This window comes from Cellulosimicrobium sp. XJ-DQ-B-000 (assembly GCF_031119065.1).
Taxonomy (GTDB): Bacteria; Actinomycetota; Actinomycetes; order Actinomycetales; family Cellulomonadaceae; genus Cellulosimicrobium; species Cellulosimicrobium funkei.
The window spans coordinates 282,625-302,094 of sequence record NZ_JAVHYN010000004.1 but is presented as its reverse complement, the minus strand read 5'-3'; the positions used below and the strand labels follow the sequence as shown (position 1 = coordinate 302,094).

General features: G+C 73.9%; 19 protein-coding genes and 1 tRNA gene. 10 read left to right on the top strand and 10 right to left on the bottom strand.

Features of this window, described 5'->3' with window-relative positions; translation table 11 throughout:
* The first annotated feature begins 72 nt into the window (after nt 1-72).
* Nucleotides 73-1,128 carry an ABC transporter substrate-binding protein gene (locus RDI86_RS09130; protein ID WP_308821218.1) on the top strand — a complete coding sequence of 352 codons (1,056 nt, stop codon included), beginning with the start codon at nt 73-75 and terminating at the stop codon, nt 1,126-1,128.
* On the opposite strand, the gene RDI86_RS09125 is transcribed toward RDI86_RS09130, so the two are convergent.
* From RDI86_RS09125 to RDI86_RS09115, 3 genes are read right to left on the bottom strand one after another with little or no spacing between them, the layout of a single operon-like run.
* A complete protein-coding gene (locus tag RDI86_RS09125) occupies nt 1,053-2,135 on the bottom strand; it encodes a squalene cyclase (RefSeq protein WP_308821217.1) in 1,083 nt (360 codons plus the stop codon). The genes RDI86_RS09130 and RDI86_RS09125 overlap by 76 nt on opposite strands.
* A 39-nt stretch (nt 2,136-2,174) precedes the next feature.
* Nucleotides 2,175-3,551 (bottom strand): permease prefix domain 1-containing protein, encoded by a 1,377-nt coding sequence (locus RDI86_RS09120; protein ID WP_168945044.1) that lies wholly within the window; start codon nt 3,549-3,551, stop codon nt 2,175-2,177.
* A complete protein-coding gene (locus RDI86_RS09115) occupies nt 3,551-3,925 on the bottom strand; it encodes a PadR family transcriptional regulator (RefSeq protein ID WP_168945043.1) in 375 nt (124 codons plus the stop codon). Before RDI86_RS09115 ends, RDI86_RS09120 begins: the two co-directional genes overlap by 1 nt.
* Before the next feature lie 90 nt (nt 3,926-4,015).
* Here RDI86_RS09115 and RDI86_RS09110 point away from each other — a divergent pair, with 90 nt between their 5' ends.
* Nucleotides 4,016-4,465, top strand: coding sequence for a DUF6389 family protein (locus RDI86_RS09110; protein ID WP_308821216.1), 450 nt, complete (start codon nt 4,016-4,018; stop codon nt 4,463-4,465).
* Nucleotides 4,466-4,588: 123 nt separating this feature from the next.
* Here RDI86_RS09110 and RDI86_RS09105 read toward each other — a convergent pair.
* Nucleotides 4,589-4,672 (bottom strand) — tRNA-Leu (locus tag RDI86_RS09105).
* Nucleotides 4,673-5,073: 401 nt separating this feature from the next.
* Between RDI86_RS09105 and RDI86_RS09100 the strand changes: the two genes are divergently transcribed.
* The 7 genes from RDI86_RS09100 to pknB all read left to right on the top strand — a co-directional run bounded on the left by RDI86_RS09100 (nt 5,074) and on the right by pknB (nt 14,694).
* Complete coding sequence (locus RDI86_RS09100; protein ID WP_021480387.1) at nt 5,074-5,781, top strand: DUF3662 and FHA domain-containing protein; 708 nt, start codon at nt 5,074-5,076, stop codon at nt 5,779-5,781.
* A 10-nt stretch (nt 5,782-5,791) separates the two neighbouring features.
* Nucleotides 5,792-6,295, top strand: a complete 504-nt coding sequence (locus RDI86_RS09095) for an FHA domain-containing protein (protein ID WP_076404153.1) — start codon at nt 5,792-5,794, stop codon at nt 6,293-6,295.
* A gap of 6 nt (nt 6,296-6,301) precedes the next feature.
* Nucleotides 6,302-7,732 (top strand): Stp1/IreP family PP2C-type Ser/Thr phosphatase, encoded by a 1,431-nt coding sequence (locus tag RDI86_RS09090; RefSeq protein ID WP_061268261.1) that lies wholly within the window; start codon nt 6,302-6,304, stop codon nt 7,730-7,732.
* The gene (locus RDI86_RS09085) at nt 7,732-9,372 is read left to right on the top strand and encodes an FtsW/RodA/SpoVE family cell cycle protein (RefSeq protein WP_076404154.1); all 1,641 of its coding nucleotides are present in this window, start codon (nt 7,732-7,734) and stop codon (nt 9,370-9,372) included. The genes RDI86_RS09090 and RDI86_RS09085 overlap by 1 nt, the downstream gene beginning before the upstream one ends.
* On the top strand, nt 9,369-10,835 hold the full coding sequence (locus RDI86_RS09080; protein WP_076404155.1) for a penicillin-binding protein 2: 1,467 nt from the start codon (nt 9,369-9,371) through the stop codon (nt 10,833-10,835). The genes RDI86_RS09085 and RDI86_RS09080 overlap by 4 nt, the downstream gene beginning before the upstream one ends.
* Nucleotides 10,832-12,511, top strand: coding sequence for a serine/threonine-protein kinase (locus tag RDI86_RS09075; RefSeq protein WP_211435823.1), 1,680 nt, complete (start codon nt 10,832-10,834; stop codon nt 12,509-12,511). Before RDI86_RS09080 ends, RDI86_RS09075 begins: the two co-directional genes overlap by 4 nt.
* A 110-nt stretch (nt 12,512-12,621) precedes the next feature.
* On the top strand, nt 12,622-14,694 hold the full coding sequence (gene pknB, locus RDI86_RS09070; protein WP_374990528.1) for a Stk1 family PASTA domain-containing Ser/Thr kinase: 2,073 nt from the start codon (nt 12,622-12,624) through the stop codon (nt 14,692-14,694).
* A gap of 119 nt (nt 14,695-14,813) precedes the next feature.
* Here pknB and RDI86_RS09065 read toward each other — a convergent pair whose 3' ends face one another.
* Genes RDI86_RS09065 through RDI86_RS09050 form a run of 4 tightly spaced genes read right to left on the bottom strand, consistent with a single transcriptional unit; the run spans nt 14,814 to nt 17,240 of the window.
* Entirely contained in the window at nt 14,814-15,473 is a 660-nt protein-coding gene (locus RDI86_RS09065; RefSeq protein ID WP_076404157.1) for an aminodeoxychorismate/anthranilate synthase component II, read from the bottom strand.
* Nucleotides 15,470-15,664, bottom strand: coding sequence for a hypothetical protein (locus tag RDI86_RS09060; RefSeq protein ID WP_034650515.1), 195 nt, complete (start codon nt 15,662-15,664; stop codon nt 15,470-15,472). The genes RDI86_RS09065 and RDI86_RS09060 overlap by 4 nt, the downstream gene beginning before the upstream one ends.
* Nucleotides 15,664-16,443, bottom strand: a complete 780-nt coding sequence (locus RDI86_RS09055) for a class E sortase (protein WP_061268265.1) — start codon at nt 16,441-16,443, stop codon at nt 15,664-15,666. Before RDI86_RS09055 ends, RDI86_RS09060 begins: the two co-directional genes overlap by 1 nt.
* A complete protein-coding gene (locus RDI86_RS09050) occupies nt 16,440-17,240 on the bottom strand; it encodes a DUF881 domain-containing protein (RefSeq protein WP_308821214.1) in 801 nt (266 codons plus the stop codon). Before RDI86_RS09050 ends, RDI86_RS09055 begins: the two co-directional genes overlap by 4 nt.
* A 321-nt stretch (nt 17,241-17,561) precedes the next feature.
* Between RDI86_RS09050 and RDI86_RS09045 the strand changes: the two genes are divergently transcribed.
* Complete coding sequence (locus tag RDI86_RS09045; RefSeq protein ID WP_021483485.1) at nt 17,562-17,813, top strand: cell division protein CrgA; 252 nt, start codon at nt 17,562-17,564, stop codon at nt 17,811-17,813.
* Between the two features lie 106 nt (nt 17,814-17,919).
* Here RDI86_RS09045 and RDI86_RS09040 read toward each other — a convergent pair whose 3' ends face one another.
* Together RDI86_RS09040 and RDI86_RS09035 are read right to left on the bottom strand one after the other, a co-directional pair.
* Nucleotides 17,920-18,639: a rhomboid family intramembrane serine protease gene (locus tag RDI86_RS09040; protein WP_044144705.1), complete on the bottom strand. Its 720-nt coding sequence runs from the start codon at nt 18,637-18,639 to the stop codon at nt 17,920-17,922.
* Between the two features lie 197 nt (nt 18,640-18,836).
* Complete coding sequence (locus RDI86_RS09035) at nt 18,837-19,376, bottom strand: peptidylprolyl isomerase (RefSeq protein ID WP_021483785.1); 540 nt, start codon at nt 19,374-19,376, stop codon at nt 18,837-18,839.
* Nucleotides 19,377-19,470: the final 94 nt, after the last annotated feature.

The window sequence follows — 19,470 nt, the reverse complement described above, 5'->3', positions numbered from 1 at the left end:
TCGGACCACCCCGCCCGACCGGCCCCCCACCGTCCTGCGCTCGCCCGCACCGCCTCGTCGGAGGAGCACCGCATGACCCGCACGACCCGTCCCTCGTCCACCCTGCCCGGCGCGCCCCGTGCGCGGCGCCGGCCCGCGCGCACGGTCGCGGCGGCCACTCTCGCGCTCGGTCTCACGGCCGTCGTCGCGGCGTGCTCCCCGGGCACCGACGCGGGCTCCGACGGCGCCGGGGGCGGCCAGCCGTCCGCGAGCGCCGACGGCTGGTCGTGGACGTCCTCGGGCCACGGCACGACGTACGAGCTCGACGAGGCGCCGGACCGCCTCGTCGTCGACGGCTACTCGGCCGCCGCGCTGTGGGACTACGGCGTGCGGCCCGACGGCGTGTTCGGGTACGGCTTCTCGGACACCGGGGCGCTGTCGATCGGCAACGCCCGGGTCGACGAGATGGAGGTCGTCGGCACCGACGCCGAGCTCAACCTGGAGAAGCTGCTCGCGCTCGACCCCGACCTCGTGATCGGGTTCGGCACGGAGGACGGCACGGCGTGGCGGTGGTGGGACGAGAAGATCACCGAGGAGGCGACCGCCGTCGCGCCGTTCGTCGGGATGAAGTTCTCCGGCCGCCCCGTCGTCGAGGTGATCGAGGACTACGCGTCGCTCGCGGAGGCGCTCGGCGGTGACGCGGACACCCCGGAGGTCACGGAGGCGCGCGCCGCGTTCGACGAGCGCCTCGACACCCTGCGGGCGATCGCGGCGGAGAAGCCGCTGACGATCCTGCCGCTCAACGGGGCCGAGGAGCTGTGGGTCGGGCAGCGGACCCTGGGCCAGCTCGCGCTGCTGGAGGAGCTGGGCTTCACGATCGGCGGCCCGCAGGACCAGCAGGCCTGGGCGGAGCTCAGCTGGGAGCGCGTGCCGGACTACCCGGCGGACGTCGTGCTCAGCTACACCGGCTCCGACGAGGCCATGGGGGCGAACCCCGTCTACGCGGGCCTGCCGGCGGTCCAGGCGGGGCAGGTCGTCGGCTGGGACGACAAGCGCCCGTTCACGTGGGCGAGCTACGTCGAGTGGTTCGACGAGCTCATCGCGGTGCTCGACGGCGCCGAGGTCGTCTCGGGGCCGCCCGCGTCCTGACCGTCCCACCAGTCGAGGACGACGGTCGCGTGGTACGTGAGCCAGCATGACGGTTCGCCCGCGGGCGCGTCGACCTCGAACCACACGCGGCCCGGGTGGCGCCGGCCCTGGAGCCAGGTGCCGTCCGGGCGCCGCGCGCGGCGGACGTGCTCGACCGCGTCCGCCGCGCGCGGGTCCGGCGGCGTGCCGTCGAGCAGCGACGCGGCGCGCAGGTAGACCAGCGCGTTGAGCACGCTGTAGTACCAGCGGAACGGGTAGGCGAGGCGGAACGCCCAGTCCCCGACGGGCTCGCCGGTGCCGAGCCGGCGGAACAGGCCGCGGCGGAGCAGGTACTCCTCGCCGGCGCGGCGCGCGGCGCGCAGCTCGTCCGTGGCCCCGGCGTGCTCCTGGTAGGCGAGGAGGCCCTTGAGCGCGTTGAGCGTCGAGTGGTACGACGACACGGTCGCGCCCTCGACCCACGCGCAGTTCCACCCGCCGTCGGGCAGCCGACCGTCGAGGACGGTGCGGAGCAGCCCCGACACGTCGACGCCGAGCCACGCGCCCGCGGCGAGCGTGTACCCGTTGATGCACCAGTCGACCTCGCCGCCCCAGAAGGGCAGGTCGTCGTACTCCCAGCGGCAGTGCTCGGCCAGCAGCTCGGGCGTGCGGCGCGCGCGGAGCACCTCGGGGTCGAGACCCCACTCGCGCAGCGCGACGAGCGACCAGGTGGTCGCGGTCCAGGGCTGGCCCTCCTCAGGCCTGCCCTCGGCGTCCGGCGCGGCCGCGCCGTCCCCGCCGACGTCCGCGGGGAAGTACGCGCCGCCCGCCCACTGCCCGTCGGGGTCCTGGAGCGCGAGGAGCCGGGCGCCGAAGCCCTCGGTCGCGACGCGCGCCCGCGTCGCCCGCCACACGGAGGGCGGGGCGTGCACGACGTCGCGCTCCACCTGCCAGCGCAGCGCCGGGTCGGCGTCGAGGAGCCAGCCGACGACGTCGTCGTCGACCGGCCCGCCGGACGGTCGGTCGGCCATCCCGTCACGCTACGCCCGGGGACGGCCGACCGCCGTCCGTCAGACGAAGCCGAACACGGGCGGGAACACGAGGGCGACGACCGCCGCCCACGCCGCGTAGACGGGCAGGAAGCGCGTCTGCCACGCGACGAGGTCGGCGAACGGCCGGCGCCCGCGGAGGAACGCCGTCGCGAGCACGGCCGACCACGCGAGGTGGACGAGCAGCAGGAGGTTGAGCCCGAGCGCCGCCGCCTTGTTGGGGCTCACGCCGAACTCGGCGATGCGCGTGAGCATCGCGGTGAGCGCGACGGCGTCGACGGCGAGCGCCGCGCCGACGAGGACCACCAGGAGCCCGTCGAAGAACGACCCGGGCGCGAGCGGGTCGCGTGCCGAGACGGAGTAGAGGAGCAGGCACAGGACGAGCACGAGGATCGCGTCCATGAGGATGAGCAGCTCGCGGTCGACCGCCGCGAGGTTCCCCGCCGTCGCGAGGACGACGAACGCGGCGAGGAGCATGACGAGCGTCAGCGGCGTGAACACGCGCGTGAGCACGGGCGCGATGTTCTCGACGACGTTCTGCTTGGCCTCGACGAGCCACGCGGCCACGATGAGCGCCGCCGGGACGCACAGGGTGAGGATCCAGCTGTCGAGGTAGGGCTCGAGGTCGACGCCGGCGAGCGAGAAGACCCCGATCGTCAGGCCGAGCAGCACCCCGCCCCCGAGCGCGATGAGCGTGTAGTACACGGCGAGCTCGCCCGTGAACCGCACGAAGTCCATGCGGCGGGCGTCCGAGCGCCACCGCCCGCCCACGTAGGCGAGCCCGACGACGGACCACAGCGTCACCGGGGCGGCGAGCGCCGCGAGGACGAACGTCGCGTCCGTGGGCGCGAACGGGTACACGTTGAGGACGACGCCCAGCACGACGAACGGCACGACGAGCGCGCCGACGACACGCAGCGTGACCTGGCGCTTCCACGCGAGGTAGGCCGTGAGGAACGGCAGCACGAGCAGCCCGACGTTGAGCCCGACCGTCTCCCAGGGCAGGAGCACGGTCGCGACCTTGACCGTGGCGCCCACCGCGACGGCGAGCCCGAGCACGACCGCGAGCTCGCGCCACGAGCGGGTGCGGCCGGGCTGCTGGCCCACGAGGACGAGCTGCTTCCACAGGCGCTCGGAGTGCTCCTGCGCGAACTCGCGCGACAGGTCGTCGAGCGTGCCCATGCGCTTGACGGCGACGAGGAAGGCCTCGTCGTCGTCGAGGCCCGTCGCGCGCAGATCCTCGACCCGCTCGCGGAGGTGGTCCTCCATCTCGTCGACGTCCGCGGCGGAGATCGCCTCCCGGCGCCGGACGTACCCGCGCCACTGGTCGATCTGCGCCTCGAGCGCGGCGTGCGGGCCGGGGCTCGCGGCGCCGGCCGGCGCGGTCGCGGCGCCCATCAGGCCCACCCCTCCGCGACGTGCGGCGGGCTCTGCAGCCCGTCCTGGGCGGAGCGCCACACCTGCTGGAGCGCGTGCGCGACGACGTCCCACTGGGCCTGGCGCTCGACGAGCGCCTCGCGCCCCGCGGCCGTGATCGCGTAGTGCTTGCGGCGACGGCCGACGTCGGACGTGCCCCACGACGCCTCGACAAGGCCGAGGCGCTCCAGCCGGTGCAGCAGCGGGTAGAGCATGCCGTCGGTCCACTGCATCCGGCCGCCCGAGAGCTCGTCCACGCGCTTGAGGATCGCGTAGCCGTAGGACTCGCCGTCGGCGAGGATCCCGAGCACGAGCGGGGTGGCCGACGCGGCCACGAGGTCCTTGTCGATACGCATAACGCTCCTATGCCTAGTTGTTCTAGGGGTAACGACCCTAGCAGACCTAGGGTTGCCATCGGCAGGCGTGCCCGGCGCTACCGTGGCGCGATGGACGCCGCGACGCACGCCCGCCTCGTGCGAGCCCACCTCGACGCCGCGACGCCGGAGGCCGTGCGCCGCCTGCGCGCCGTCGTCGACGCGCTCCCGGACCGCGCGGAGGAGATCGTCGTCACGGTCTTCCCCGACCAGGACGGCGAGGGCACGTTCGACGTCGTCGTGTCGCTCGACGGCCCCGACGCCGCCGTGCTCGACCGCGCGATCGCGCCGCACCGCACGCTGTTCGAGGTCGTGCACGGCGAGGACGGCCCCGTCCCGGACGTGCCGCTCGTCGCACCCGGCCGCGAGCCGTACGACGCGCGCGACGTCGTCGTCGACGCCGCCGCCGACTGGGTCGTGGAGGTGTGGGACGCCGCAGCGCGCGGCAGGTCGCGCGTGCCGGGCGTGGTGGACGGGCACGACGGCCACGGCACCTCCGTGCCGCGCGCGCTCGCGCCATAAGCGCGGGAGCCAGGCCACGCGTGGTCGCCGGGGGCGAAACCCGGAGGCGCCGCCCGGAGGAAGAGCACGGGCCGGGAATGCGAAAGTCCCGGTCAGGGACGACCTGACCGGGACCTCGTCACGTGCGCGAGGGGGGAGTTGAACCCCCACGCCCTTTCGGGCACACGGACCTGAACCGTGCGCGTCTGCCTATTCCGCCACTCGCGCGTGCCGCAGAAGACTAGCACGGCGCGGGCGACCGACCGGCACCGCGCCGTCCTGCGTGACGCCCGCCACCCGGACGCACCGCGGCGTGGCCCCGTCGCCGACCACGACCTTCGTCGCCCTCGAGCACGTCGTCGCTCCCGGGAAGAGCGGCGAGACGACGGCAACCTCGTGCTCGGCGGGGGAGCGGACGCCCGACGTTCACACGCTCCGCCACGAAAGCGCCACATCCGTCCGGTAATCGTCCGACGAAACGGGCCTGCTGGTCCGACGCGATCGATACGATCTAGGTAGTCTGCCCGGACGCGGGTGCGCGGGGGGCCACCAGGGAAGGGTGCCGGCAGAGCAGACGAGATCCGCGCGGCGTGGGCCGCGGCACGAGCGAGCACGAGGGAGGAGGTGGCATGGGAGTCCTGGACCGCTTCGAGAAGGGCGTCGAGCGCGTCGTGAACAACGCCTTCGCCAAGGTGGGACGCAGCGAGGTCAAGCCCGTCGAGCTCGCGAGCGCGCTGCGGCGCGAGGTCGACGACCGCGCCGCCGTCGTCGACCGCGAGCGCACGGTCGTGCCCAACGAGTTCACCATCGAGCTGTCGGTGGACGACTTCGGCCAGGTCGAGGGGTGGGGCGCGGAGACGCTCGCCGACGAGCTGGCCTCGAACGTCACCCAGTACGCCGCGTCGCAGCACTACGCGTTCGTCGGGCCCGTGAGCGTGAGCTTCGAGCAGAACGACACGCTCGACGTCGGCCGCTTCCAGCTCCGCTCGGCGAGCGTGCGCGGCAACGTCGCCCCCGCCACGACGGCGTCCCCGAGCACGCGCCACCCGCTCGTCGACATCGACGGGCAGCGCTACCTGCTCACCGGCCCGGTCACGGTGATCGGCCGCGGCTCGGAAGCCGACATCGTCGTCGACGACCCGGGCGTCTCGCGGCGCCACCTGGAGATCCGCGTGACCCCGGAGGGTGTGATCGCGACCGACCTCGGCTCCACGAACGGGCTGTTCGTCGAGGGCCACCAGGTGCCCGCCGCGACGCTGCTCGACGGGAACTCCCTGACGATCGGCCGGACCCGCATCATGTTCTGGACCGGCGCGTCCGACAACGAGGAGTGGTGATCCGGCCCGCATGACCGATCTCACGTTCACCCTGCTCCGGCTGGGCTACCTGGTGCTGCTCTGGGTGTTCGTGCTCTCCGCGATCGGGGTGCTGCGTCGGGACCTGTACGGCACGAAGATCACGCCGCGCCGCGGCAAGAAGGGCGCCCCCGCCCCGGCCGCCCGCCCGACGTCGGGCCCCACCCCCGCCGCCCCGGAGCCGTCGCGGCCCGCCGCGCCCGCGGGCCCGTCGCGGCTCGTCGTCACCGCCGGCCCGCTGACCGGGACGACGATCCCGCTCACGACGTCGTCGATCCTCATCGGCCGCGCGCCGAGCTGCACGCTCGTCCTCGACGACGACTACTCGTCGTCGCGCCACGCCCGCATCTTCCCGCAGCACGGGTCCTGGTTCGTCGAGGACCTGGGCTCCACGAACGGCACCTACGTCGAGGACCAGCGGATCGCCCAGGTCACCCCCCTGGGCCTGGGGACGCGGGTGCGGATCGGTCAGTCCGTCGTCGAGCTGCAGAGGTAGCCCGCAGTGAACATCGCCCTGCGCTACGCCGCGCGCTCCGACGTCGGGCTCGTGCGCTCCAACAACCAGGACTCCGGCTACGCGGGCCCGCACCTGCTCGTCGTCGCGGACGGCATGGGCGGACACGCGGGGGGCGACGTCGCGTCCTCCATCGCGATCGCCGCGCTCGCCCCGCTCGACGGCGAGTCGCACGGCCCGGACGACGCGCTGGCCGAGCTCGAGCGCTCGATCGACCACGCCCGCCAGGACCTCGTGGACCGCAGCGTGACCGACCCGGAGCTGGTCGGCATGGGCACCACCGTCACCGCGATCCTGCGCGCCGGCAACAAGCTCGCCATGGCGCACCTCGGCGACTCGCGCGCCTACCTGCTGCGCGACGGCGAGCTCAACCAGGTCACGACCGACCACACGTTCGTCCAGCACCTCGTCGACACGGGGCGCATCTCGGCGGACGAGGCGGAGACCCACCCCCAGCGCAACGTCGTCATGCGCGTGCTGGGCGACTTCGACATCGACCTCACGCCGGACATGTCCGTGCGCGAGGCGAAGCCGGGCGACCGCTGGCTCCTGTGCTCGGACGGCCTGTCCGGGTTCGTCAGCCAGGAGACCATCGCGCAGACGCTCGCCGACACGGACGACGTCGACGCGTGCGCCGACCACCTGCTCCAGCTCGCGCTGCGCGCGGGCAGCACGGACAACGTGACGGTCGTCGTCGCGGACGTCGTGGACGTCGACGCCCTGCCCGACGGCGGGGCCCCCGGCACGGGCGCGCAGGTCGTCGGGTCCGCGGCGATCGACCGCGACGCCCCGACGTCGGCCGCGGACGGCCCGGCGGCCCGCGCGGCCGCGCTCATGGCGAGCACGAAGGCGACCGCCCCGGCCGAGGACCCGGACGCCGACGCGGCGGACGAGGACGGCGCGGAGGGTCGCACCACCCCCGAGGGCTCCGGCGACGACGAGGACGACGTGCGTCCCGGTCGCGCGCCCCGGCGCTGGGTCACCGTGGTCGCCATCCTTCTCGTGGTCGCGGGCCTGGGCGTCGCGGGCTGGGCGGGCTACCGCTGGACGCAGTCGCAGTACTACGTGGGCGTCGCCGACGGCCAGGTCGCGGTGTTCCGCGGCATCCCCGAGAACGCGGGCCCGGTCACGCTGTCGACCCCGATCGAGCTCACCGGGACGCGCGTCGACGACCTGCCGGGCTACGTCGTCGACCGCCTGGAGACCACGATCCCCGCGGAGTCGCTCGAGGACGCCCGCGCCCGCGCCGAGCGGCTGGTGGCCGAGGCCGCGGAGGACACCACCGAGACCCCCGCGACCGACGGCTCGACGGACGGGACCACGGGCGGGACCCCCGACGACGCGACGACGGGGACCCCGGAGGCCGACGCGCCGGCCGTGACCCCCGCGCCCACCGACGGCGCCGGCTCGGGGGCCTGATGGCCACGGTGGAGACCACCGAGGTGCGCCCCGGCCGGGGCGCGGAGCTCGGTCTGCTCGTCCTCGCGCTCGCGCTGGGCATCGGGGCGTACGCGCTCGTGGGTCTGCAGCTCACGGGCGAGCTCCCGGGCCGCTTCTACGTGTACAGCATCGGCACGGTGGTGCTCGCGGGCGCCGCGCACGTGCTGCTGCGGTTCAAGGCGCCGTACGCGGACCCGGTGATCCTGCCGATCGCCGTCGCGCTCAACGGCATCGGCCTCGCCATGATCTTCCGCCTCGACCTGGGCTCGCAGGTCACGGGCGGCGAGCAGGACCTCGCGCCCCGCCAGCTCCAGTGGACCGCGCTGGGCATCCTCTGCGCGTTCGCCGTCGTCTGGTTCCTGCGCGACCACCGCACCCTGCGCCGCTACACGTACACCGCGATGATCGCGGGCATCGTGCTCGTCGCGCTACCGCTCGTCCCGGGCCTGGGCACCCGCATCAACGGCGCCCAGATCTGGATCAACCTGTTCGGCTTCTCGCTCCAGCCGGCCGAGTTCGCGAAGGTCGCGTTCGCGATCTTCTTCGCGGGGTACCTCGTGACGAACCGCGACACGCTCGCGCTCGCCGGCCCCCGTGTGCTCGGCCTCCAGCTCCCCCGCCTGCGCGACCTCGGGCCGATCATCATCGTCTGGCTCGTCTCGCTCGCGATCCTCGTGTTCGAGCGCGACCTCGGGACCTCGCTCCTGTTCTTCGGCCTGTTCGTCGCGATGCTCTACATCGCGACCGAGCGCGTGAGCTGGGTCGTCATCGGTCTGCTCCTCATCGCGGTCGGCGCGGTGCTCGCGGCGTCGACGTTCGGGCACGTGCAGGCGCGCATCGACGTGTGGCTGCACCCGTTCGACCCGGAGATCTTCGGCCGCAGCCCGGGTGGCTCGGGCCAGCTCGTGGGCGGCCTGTTCTCGCTCGGCAACGGCGGCCTCTTCGGCACGGGCTGGGGCGCCGGCTACCCCCGCACGGTCCCGTACGCGTTCTCCGACTTCATCTACGCGTCGCTCGGCGAGGAGCTCGGGCTCACGGGTCTCATCGGCATCCTGCTCGCGTACCTCGTCCTCGTGGAGCGCGGCCTGCGCACCGCGATCGGCGTGCGCGACGGGTTCGGCAAGCTGCTCGCGGGCGGCCTCGCGTTCGTCATGGCGTGGCAGCTCTTCGTCGTGGTCGGCGGGATCACGCGGATCATCCCGCTCACGGGCCTGACCATGCCGTTCGTCGCCCAGGGCGGGTCGTCGCTCCTCGCGAACTGGCTCGTCGTCGGGCTGCTGCTGCGCATCTCCGACGACGCGCGCCGGCCCTCCTCCCTGCCCGTGCGCGGGCAGGTCGCGCCCGGCGGGGCGCGCAGCCGCACCGACTCCGACCCGGTCGCGGTCGTGGGCGGCGGCGCGGCCGTGGGCGCCCTGCCCGACGACGCCCCCACCACGGTCGGCGCGCCCGCCGTCCCCGGTCCGTCCACGGGCCCCGCGCGCGCGACGACGGGCGTCCAGCCCGCCGTCGGGCGAGCCGGGGAGGTCCCCGACCACCCGGACGACCTGCGGACCGAGGTCGTGCAGCGCCCGGACGCAGGCGCCGAGACCGACCGTGACCCCTGGGGAGGAGCCCGGTGAACGTCCCCCTGCGTCGCGTCGCGACCGTCGTCCTCGTGATGTTCCTCGCGCTCATGGTGTCGACGACGTACATCCAGTTCGTCCAGGCCGACTCGCTCAACAACGACTCGCGCAACGCCCGCACGATCTACCGCGAGTACAACAAGTTCCGCGGCCCGATCGTCGTCGCGGGCGACGCCATCGCGTCCTCGACGCCGGTGGACGACGCGTTCGGCTTCCAGCGCCAGTACTCGAACGGCCCGCTCTACGCACCCGTCTCCGGCTTCCTGTCGCTCACCAACGGGCGCACGGAGATCGAGGACAAGGAGAACGACTACCTCAACGGCGAGGCGAGCTCGCTGTGGCTCGACCGCCTGAGCGCTCTCTTCACGGGGCAGCAGCCGCAGGGCGCGTCCGTCGAGCTGACGATCGACCCCGCGGCCCAGCAGGCCGCGTGGGACGCGCTGGGTGACCAGCGCGGCGCCGTCGTCGCGATCGAGCCGAAGACGGGCCGCGTCCTCGCGCTCGTGTCGAAGCCGAGCTACGACCCGAACGAGCTCGCGACGCACGACACCGCCCTCGCGCGCCAGCGCTACCAGGAGCTGCTCAACGCCGAGGGCAACCCGATGTCGAACCGGGCCATCCGCGGCAACACGTACCCGCCGGGCTCGACGTTCAAGATCGTCACCTCCGCCGCGGCGCTCGAGAGCGGGCAGTACACGCCCGAGACCGTGATCCCGGCCCCGGACGAGCTGCCGTACCCCCAGTCGACGCAGACGATGAAGAACTTCGGCGGCACACGCTGCTCGCCCACGGGCGAGATGACCCTCGCGGACGCGCTGCGCATCTCGTGCAACACCGCGTTCGGCGACCTGGCCATGACCCTCGGCGAGGACGCGATGCGCGACCAGGCCGAGGACTTCGGCTTCGACGCCTCGCTCGAGATCCCCATGGACGTCACGCCGAGCCGCTTCCCCGCCGAGGGCACGCCGGGCGCGGACGCCGCCGGGATCGCGCGCGCCGGCATCGGCCAGGGCGAGGTCAAGGTCACGCCGCTCCAGATGGCGATGGTCGCCGCCGCGATCGCGAACGACGGCGTCCAGATGGCCCCGTACACCGTCGAGACGATCCGCAACCCCGACCTCGACGTGGTCCGGCAGTCGGAGCCGCGCCGTCTGCGCACCTCGGTCTCGCCGTCGACGGCCGAGCAGCTCACCCAGATGATGGTGGGCGTCGTGCAGAACGGCTCCGGCAAGGCGGCGCAGATCCCGGGCGTGCAGGTCGCGGGCAAGACGGGCACCGCCGAGACGGGCGGCGAGGCCGCGCCGCACGCGTGGTTCACGAGCTTCGCCCCGGCCGACGACCCGCAGGTCGCGGTCGCGGTCATCGTCGAGAACGGCGGCTCGATGGGCAACGAGGCGACGGGCGGCGCGATCGCCGCGCCGATCGCCCGCGCCGTCATGGAGGCGGTGTTGAACGGATGAAGCCGGTCCGGGGGCTGACGCTCGGCAACCGCTACCGCCTCGTGCGGCGCATCGCCGTCGGCGGCATGGGCGAGGTGTGGGTCGCGGCCGACGACGCGCTCGGCCGCGAGGTCGCGGTCAAGGTCCTGCGGAGCGAGTACGCGGGCAACGAGGACTTCCTCAACCGCCTGCGCACCGAGGCCCGCAACAGCGCGGCGCTCTCGCACCCCAACATCGCGCAGATGTACGACTACGGCGAGACGAACGGCTCCGGGTACCTCGTCATGGAGCTCGTCGTGGGCGAGCCCATGGCGGACCTGCTGGAGCGCGAGCCGGTGCTCCCGCCCGCGCGGCTCCTGCCGATCCTCGCGCAGACCGCCCGCGCGCTGCACGCCGCCCACCTGTCCGGCGTCGTGCACCGGGACGTCAAGCCCGGGAACATCCTCATCGACCGCTCCGGCACGGTGAAGATCACCGACTTCGGTGTCTCGCTCGCGGCCAACCAGGTCCCGATGACCGCGACGGGCATGGTCATGGGCACGGCCCAGTACCTCTCGCCCGAGCAGGCCGTCGGCCAGGCCGCCACCGGCGCCTCGGACATCTACGCGCTGGGCATCGTCGCGTACGAGTCCATCGCGGGGAACCGCCCGTTCACGGGGTCCACGCCGGTGGACATCGCGGTCGCGCACGTCAACGAGCCGGTGCCGCCGCTGCCCACGTCGGTCGACCCGGAGCTCGGCGAGCTCGTCATGGTCATGCTCGCCAAGGACCCGCTGGCGCGGCCCCACCCGGCCGACGCGCTCGCGCGCGTCTTCGAGGGCATCGCCGCGCGCCTCGCGAGCGACCCCTGGTCCGCCCGCACGGGGGCGCCCGCCCCCACGCGCCGCGCGCGCCGGGCCCGCCCCACCGCCGACGACGTCCCCGCGCCCGAGCCGGACCCGGCACCCGTCATCACGCCGCTCGTCATCCCGGCCGCGGTGCGCGACCCGCACGCGACGGACCCGGCGAACCCGTGGGTCGCCCCCGAGCCGCGTCGCGCCGCGCACGCCGCACAGGCGGACGTGTCGCCGTCGGCCGCGACGCCCCCCGGCCCGCCCGACGACGACGCCACCCGCGTCCGCCCGCTCGGGCGGCACGGCGGGACGGTCCCGGAGACCGCCGAGCCCGTCCCGGCGCCGCCCGCACCGGACGGCGCCGCCCCCGGCCCCGCCCTCCCGTGGGAGCGCCCCGTCCCCGCGGCCCCGGCGGACGACCCGGCCGCCCCGCGCTCGTACCCGCCGCGCCGCGAGATGCACGGCCCGACGCGCTCCTCACGACGGCCGCAGCCCACCCGCGCGGGTACGCGCCCGGCCGGCGCGCCCGGGGGTCCGGCGGGCTCGACGCGCGCCGAGCCCGTCGCCCCGGCGACCCGCGCCGAGGCCCGACGTCAGTCGCAGTCGGCACCCGTGCCCTCGCGCTCCGCGGGGCGCCGCACGTCGACCACGACGGGCCGCCGCCTGGGAGGTCTGCCCAACGGCCTGACCTGGCCGCTCGTCGCCCTCCTGGGCCTCCTGCTCGTGCTGGTGATCGCGACGATCGCCACGCTCGGGGACAGGGACGGCGACGGCGGCGACGCCGCCCCCGTGCGGGGCGCGGAGACCTCCGTCGAGGTCGCCGTGCCCGACGCCGAGACGCTCCCCGGACGGGTGACATCGTGACGACATCGTGGTGTTCCCCGCGTGGCCGCCGGGTCGCGGGTGGGATGATTGCGCCAGCTGTGCCGTGGGCGGACGCGCCCACGGCTCCGACGACACCGAAGGACGAATGAGTGGTGGACAACGCTCCCCGAGTGCTTGCCGGGCGCTACCAGGTCGGTGAGCTCATCGGCCGTGGTGGCATGGCCGAGGTGCACATCGGGCACGACAACCGCCTCGGTCGTACCGTCGCGATCAAGATCCTGCGCTCCGACCTCGCGCGCGACCCGACCTTCCTCGCGCGCTTCCGCCGCGAGGCCCAGGCAGCGGCGTCCCTCAACCACCCGGCCATCGTCGCGGTCTACGACACCGGCGAGGACGTCCACGCGGACGCCACCGGCAACTCGGTGCACGTCCCGTTCATCGTCATGGAGTACGTCGAGGGCCACACCGTGCGGGACATCCTGCGCGACGGCCAGGCCGTCCCGATCGACGAGGCGGTCGAGATCACGGCGGGCGTGCTCGCCGCGCTCGAGTACTCGCACCACGCCGGGATCGTGCACCGCGACATCAAGCCCGCGAACGTGATGATCACGCCCACGGGCGCGGTGAAGGTCATGGACTTCGGCATCGCCCGTGCCATGGCGGACTCGGCCGCGACGATGACGCAGACCCAGGCCGTCATCGGCACCGCGCAGTACCTCTCCCCGGAGCAGGCGCGCGGCGAGACGGTCGACGCGCGCTCCGACCTGTACTCGACCGGCTGCCTGCTCTACGAGCTGCTCACCGGCCGCCCGCCGTTCATCGGCGACTCGCCCGTCGCAGTGGCCTACCAGCACGTGCGCGAGGCGCCCGCGACGCCGAGCGCGATCGCTCCCGACGTGCCCGAGGTGCTCGACCGCATCACGCTCAAGGCGCTCGCGAAGGACCGCACGGCGCGCTACTCGAGCGCCGCCGAGTTCCGGGCCGACCTGGAGAACGCCGTGCGCGGCGGGTCGATCACGGCTCCGGCGCTCGGCGTCGCGGCCGCCGCCGCGGGCCTCGGCGCTGCCGCCGCGGCCGCCGACCTCCAGCCGACGATGGTCGAGTCCGCGACGCAGGTCATGACCCCGGCCGCCGCGGCGGCGAACCCCTGGGCGACCAGCGCGGCGCCCGCCGTCCCGCCGGGGGAGCAGCCACCGGGTGAGGACGAGGAGCAGCCCAAGAGCCGCAAGGGCCTCATGTGGACGCTCATCGCCGTCGGCGTGCTCGCGCTCGCCGCGATCATCACGATGATCGTCATCAACAGCCAGGGCGAGGACGAGCCGACGACCGGCACCGTCCCGACCCTGTCCGCGGGCGTCACGCCCGCGGAGGCCGAGCAGAGGATCACCGAGGCGGGCTTCGAGTACGCGCAGGCGATCGACCAGGACTCCACGGAGCCCGAGGGCACGTTCACCCGGACCGACCCCGCCGGCGGCACCACCCAGGAGCTGGGGGTGACCGTCACCGCCTTCTTCTCGGCCGGTCCCGACGCCGTCACCATCCAGGACCTCAAGGGCAAGACGCAGGAGGAGGCCCGGCAGTACCTCTCCGACGCCGGGCTCAACGTCGGCGACGTCAACACGGAGGACTCGCCGGACGTCCCGAAGGGCGCGGTGACGAAGACCGACCCCGGCGCCGGCCAGTCCGTGCCGGCGGGCTCGACGGTCAACCTGTTCGTGTCGAGCGGCCTCGTCGCCCTGCCGGACGTCACGGGCCAGCAGTTCGACGCTGCGAAGTCGACCGTCGAGGCGCTCGGCCTGAAGATCGACCGCAGCGACGAGGAGTCCGACGAGCCGGAGAACCAGGTCCTCTCGCAGCAGCCCAACGCGGGCAGCGTCCCGCAGGGGTCGACCGTGACCCTCAAGGTCGCGATCCCGCGCGCGGCGGAGACGACGACGGTGCCGTCGAACCTCGTCGGGATGACCGAGGACCAGGCGAAGGACGCGCTCGGTGGTGCCGAGCTCAACGTGGGCACCCGCCAGACGCAGGAGTCCGACCAGTGGCCGGCCGGCGTCGTGATCGGGTCCGACCCGCGCGGCGGGGCAGAGGTCCCGGTCGGCACCCAGGTGTCGCTCATCGTCTCGACCGGACCCGGACCGTCGAACGGTGGGAACAACGGCGGCGGGAACAACGGCGGCGGCAACGGGAACGGCGGGGGCAACGGCGGAGACGGCGAGGGCTGACCCACCGCCCCCGGGCCCCTCCACGACGACGGGCCCTCACCTCCACGGAGGTGAGGGCCCGTCGTCGTGCGGCGCGTCCGAGTAGGCGGCAGACCGGGGCCGGTGCCGCGCGGTGCTCGCTACTGGCGCACGAGCGGGGCCATGCCTGCGGAGCGCTCGACGGCGCCCTCCAGGCCGCACGCCTCGAGCCAGTTCGCGAGCAGGCGGTGGCCACCCTCGGTGAGCACGGACTCCGGGTGGAACTGGACGCCGTGCAGCGGCAGGTCCTTGTGCTGGAGGCCCATGATGACGCCCCCGGCGGTCGTCGCCGTCACCTCGAGCTCGGCGGGCACGGTGTCGCTCACGACGGCGAGCGAGTGGTACCGCGTCGCGGTGAACGGGTGGGGGAGGCCGGCGAGCACGCCCTCGCCCTCGTGCTCCACGAGGCTCGTCTTGCCGTGCATGAGCTCGGGGGCGTGCGTGACCGTCGCGCCGTACACCTCGGCGAGGGCCTGGTGGCCCAGGCACACGCCGAGCATGGGCGTGCGCGACGCGGCGCACGTGCGGATCACGTGCTCGCTCTGCCCGGCCTCCTTCGGCGTGCCGGGCCCGGGGGAGACGAGGACGCCGTCGAACACGGTGCCGTCCGCGTCGCGGAAGCGCCCTTCGGCGTCGGGCTCCGGCACCGCGTCGTTGCGCACGACGACGGTCTGCGCGCCCAGCTGGTCGAGGTAGCCGACGATCGTGTAGACGAACGAGTCGTAGTTGTCCACGACGAGGATGCGGGTCGGGTGGGTCATCGCGGGGCCTCCACGGACGCTGCGCCGGCGGCGTCGGTCTGGATGTTGGGGTCGTTGAACGGCATGTACTCGGACACGAGCGGGAACAGCCACTCGAAGCACGCGAGCACGACGGCGGCCGCGAGGACGAGCAGGATCAGCACCCGCAGCCACGCCGGGCCGGGCAGCACGCGCCACAGCGCCCCGTACATCACGAGCCTCCTTCGGCGGCGGGAGCGGTCTGGCCGACGAGCTCCGGCGGCGTGCCGTCCTCGACGGGCATCCAGTAGTCGAACTTCGCGTTGACGATGTACCGCGCGACGAGCGAGTTGAGGCCGATCGGGTGGCACGTCGTCAGCGTGAGGTACCGCTCGGTGGGCTCGACGCCGGGCTGCCACGGGACGGGCGCGATCGCCTCGACCTGGTCGGGCTTCACGGCCTGCATGTGGTCGACGCGGTAGACGTACCACGTGCCGTCGGCCTCGACGACGATCGGGTCCCCGATCTCGAGCTCCTCGACGTCGTGGAAGATCTTGCCGTACGTCTGCCGGTGGCCGGCGAGGGAGAAGTTCCCGACGGCGCCCGGCATGACGGTCTCGGGGTAGTGCCCGGCCATCGCCTGGTCGAGGATCGACCGCTTGTCGGTGCCTTCCGCGATCGGCATCATCTTGCCGTCCCAGCGCGGCACGTAGAGCGTGCCCCACACCTCGCCGAGCGCGGGCGCGGCGGGGACGGGCGGGTCGTCACGCAGGATCGTCGTACCGACGTCCGCCGCGTCCGGCGTCGGCGCCTGGATCTCCTCGAGCACCTGCGCCTGGACGCGGTCCGCCTGGACGTCCGTCCACCAGAGCTGCCAGACGACGTACAGGCCGAGCAGGATCCCCAGCGTGATGAGCAGCTCGCCGAGCACCCCCACGACGGCGGACACCGGACCGCGACCCGAGCCGCGGTGCCCCGCGTGGCGGGCCGGTGCGGGGGTCGTCGCGGTCACGACGCCACCGCGTCGGACGGGCGCGCGTAGCGGAGCTCGAGCGCCCCCTGGTAGCCCGGCATCTCGATGTCGCTCTCGTCCTCGACCGACCAGCCGAGGTTCACCGCGTCGACGTACTCCTTGTACACCTGGACGCCCGGCGAACGGTCGAGCGCGTCGCGCAGGGCCTCGGGGTCGCCCACGGCCTCGACGACGTAGGGCGGGGAGTACACGCGGCCGTGCAGCAGCAGGATGTTGCCCGCGCAGCGGAACGCCGACGTCGCCGTGACGCGCTGCCCCTGGAGCGTCATCGCCTCGGCACCGCCCGCCCACAGCGCGTTGACGACGGACTGGATGTCCTGCTGGTGCACGACGAGGTCGTCGGGGCGGATCCCCGCCGGGTAGCTGCCCTCGGGGGGCGCGTCGTCGAGCGTCACGGAGACGCCGGCACCCTGGACGGGCGTCGTCCCCGCGGCGACGGCGGTGCGCGTCGCGAGGTCGGGGTCGACGCCGGCGGGCGCGTCCCCGGTCTGCGACAGGCCAGCGACCTCCGCCGTCAGGGCGTCGACCTGCGTCGCGAGGTCGGCCACGCGGTCGGACTCGCGGTCCACGAGCTGCGCGAGGTTCTCCGGGTGCCGGGACTCGTCGCCGCGCGCGAGGCGCGCGTTCGCCGTGAACATGACCCCGGCGAGCGCGAGGACGAGCGCGACCGTCACGGCGGACCGGACGCGACGCGCGCGCGGCGTGCCGCCCGGGGCGGACGACGGCCCCTCGGCGGGGTCGTCCGGGCCCGTGGCGGCAGGGTCCGTGGTGCTCACGCGACCGTCTCCTTCCTGGGGCGGACGAGGTCGTCGACCGGGTCTGGGTCGTGCGTCGGCGTCGTGCTGAGGTCGTGCTGCGCACACCTCGCGGCACGTCCTCCGCGCGCGGTGTCCGTGCCTATTGTGTGCGCCCACTACGCTAGTCGACGAACGTCGTCCACGATCGTGACGGACCTGTGCTCCGGCAGAGCCTCGCGGCCCGTCGACGACCTTCGCCCGACCCATGCACGGTTCCTGCACGACGACGGCAGGCGTCCGCTCCCGCGGTGCGTCTCGGCGCCGGCGCAGCGAGCCCCACCAGGACAGGAGCCCACCCTCGTGCCCGAGTCGAAGTCGCGCAAGAAGCCCAAGCCGCAGCGTCCGCCGAGCGTGCCGAAGCCCGAGACGGGCAACCCGCGCTGGCTCGTGCCCACGATGCTCGGGCTCATGCTCGTCGGGCTCGCCTGGATCGTGCTGTTCTACCTCAGCGGTCCGAAGCAGCTCCCCGTCCCGCCGCTCGGCGCGTGGAACCTCGGGGTCGGCTTCGCCTTCATCATCGCGGGCTTCGCGCTCACGACGCGCTGGAAGTAGCCGCGCGCCGGGCGGGGCCTGGGCCCCGCCCTGGCGCGTCGGGCCTCACACCGGTGTAGTTCCACACCTGTGAGTAACCCTGGGGATAACTCTTGTGGCCGCCTCGTCAGGCGAGGTGGCCGAACTGGTCCGCGGCGGCGTAGGTGAGCCAGGAGGCGGCGACCAGCGCCACCACGACGACGACCGTCGCCCCCACGGACACGAGGGTGCGACGCTCGCGCGGCGCGTACGCATAGGCGGCGCCGAGCGCGAGCCCCACCACGAGGCCGCCCAGGTGCGCCTGCCACGCGATGCCGGGGAAGAACAGCCCGATCGCGAAGTTGATGCCGATGAGCACGACGATCTGCATCGCGTTGCGGCCCGTCCGGCGCAGGACGAGCAGGATCGCCCCGAAGAGGCCGAAGACCGCGCCCGAGGCGCCGACGACGGGCTGGTACCAGGCCTCCGACGTCGGCCCCCCTGCGAGGAGCAGGTAGCCGACGGAGCCGCCGAGCGCGGAGAGCAGGTAGAGCGCCGTGAAGCGCAGCCGGCCGAGCTGCTGCTCGAGGAACGGGCCCGTGATCCACAGGGCGTACATGTTGAAGAGGATGTGGACAGGGCTCGTCGAGTGCAGGAACGCCGCCGTGAGGAAGCGGTAGGGCTGCAGCTCGCCGACCCAGGGCGCGAACGCGAGCATGTTCGTCCACGTACCGCCCGTGACGAGCTGGAGGAGCCAGCTCACGACGCACAGGCCGATGATCGTGAACGTCACGACGGGCGGCCCGCCTCGCACCTTCCCACCCAGCGCGGTGCGCTGCGTCGGCGCCTGGCGGGCGGCGTCGCGCACGCAGTCGACGCACTGGATGCCGACCGCGGCCGGTCGCTGGCACTCGGGGCACGCCGGGCGCCCGCACCGCTGGCAGCGCACGTACGACACGCGGTCCGGGTGCCGCGGGCACACCGGCGGGACGGCGGGACCGTCGTGCGGTCCGGCCGTCCCGTACGCCGGCGGGCCGGGTGGCCCGGGAGGTGTCGCCGAGATGGTCAGTCCTCGATGGTGACGGACGTGATGACGATGTCCTCCTGCGGGCGGTCGCCCGGACGCGTGGGCGTCGCGTTGATCGCGTCGACGACGGCGCGGGACTCGTCGTCCGCGACCTCGCCGAAGATCGTGTGCTTGCCGTTGAGCCACGGCGTGGGGACCGTCGAGATGAAGAACTGGGACCCGTTGGTGCCCTCGGCCTCGCCCGTCACCGGGTTGCGGCGCACGCCCGCGTTCGCCATCGCCAGCAGGTACGGGCGGTCGAACTGGAGCTCGGGGTGGATCTCGTCGTTGAACGTGTAGCCGGGGCCGCCGGTGCCGGTCCCGAGCGGGCAGCCACCCTGGATCATGAAGTCCTGGATCACGCGGTGGAAGATCAGGCCGTCGTAGAAGGGCTCGGTGCGCTCGGCACCGGTGCGGGGGTCGGACCACGTCGTGGTGCCCTGGGCGAGCCCGACGAAGTTCGCCACCGTCTTCGGGGCGTGGTTCGGCAGGAGCTCGATCCGGATGTCACCTGCGGTCGTGTGGAGGGTTGCGAACATGGGCACCATCTTCCCACGAGACCCGCGCCCGACCCGTCCGGGGCGATGTCTCGCGGCGTGGCCGGGGTGGTGGCAGAGTGGGCGGAAACGCATC

Bases quoted from the DNA above. Each gene is read 5' to 3' on its own strand.
- RDI86_RS09095 (WP_076404153.1), top strand. From the start codon at position 5,792: ATGACCGATCTCACGTTCACCCTGCTCCGGCTGGGCTACCTGGTGCTG.
- RDI86_RS09125 (WP_308821217.1), bottom strand. From the start codon at position 2,135: ATGGCCGACCGACCGTCCGGCGGGCCGGTCGACGACGACGTCGTCGGC.
- RDI86_RS09115 (WP_168945043.1), bottom strand. From the start codon at position 3,925: ATGCGTATCGACAAGGACCTCGTGGCCGCGTCGGCCACCCCGCTCGTG.
- RDI86_RS09065 (WP_076404157.1), bottom strand. From the start codon at position 15,473: ATGACCCACCCGACCCGCATCCTCGTCGTGGACAACTACGACTCGTTC.
- RDI86_RS09100 (WP_021480387.1), top strand. From the start codon at position 5,074: ATGGGAGTCCTGGACCGCTTCGAGAAGGGCGTCGAGCGCGTCGTGAAC.
- RDI86_RS09060 (WP_034650515.1), bottom strand. From the start codon at position 15,664: ATGTACGGGGCGCTGTGGCGCGTGCTGCCCGGCCCGGCGTGGCTGCGG.
- RDI86_RS09110 (WP_308821216.1), top strand. From the start codon at position 4,016: ATGGACGCCGCGACGCACGCCCGCCTCGTGCGAGCCCACCTCGACGCC.
- RDI86_RS09085 (WP_076404154.1), top strand. From the start codon at position 7,732: ATGGCCACGGTGGAGACCACCGAGGTGCGCCCCGGCCGGGGCGCGGAG.
- RDI86_RS09130 (WP_308821218.1), top strand. From the start codon at position 73: ATGACCCGCACGACCCGTCCCTCGTCCACCCTGCCCGGCGCGCCCCGT.
- RDI86_RS09035 (WP_021483785.1), bottom strand. From the start codon at position 19,376: ATGTTCGCAACCCTCCACACGACCGCAGGTGACATCCGGATCGAGCTC.
- RDI86_RS09120 (WP_168945044.1), bottom strand. From the start codon at position 3,551: ATGGGCGCCGCGACCGCGCCGGCCGGCGCCGCGAGCCCCGGCCCGCAC.
- RDI86_RS09075 (WP_211435823.1), top strand. From the start codon at position 10,832: ATGAAGCCGGTCCGGGGGCTGACGCTCGGCAACCGCTACCGCCTCGTG.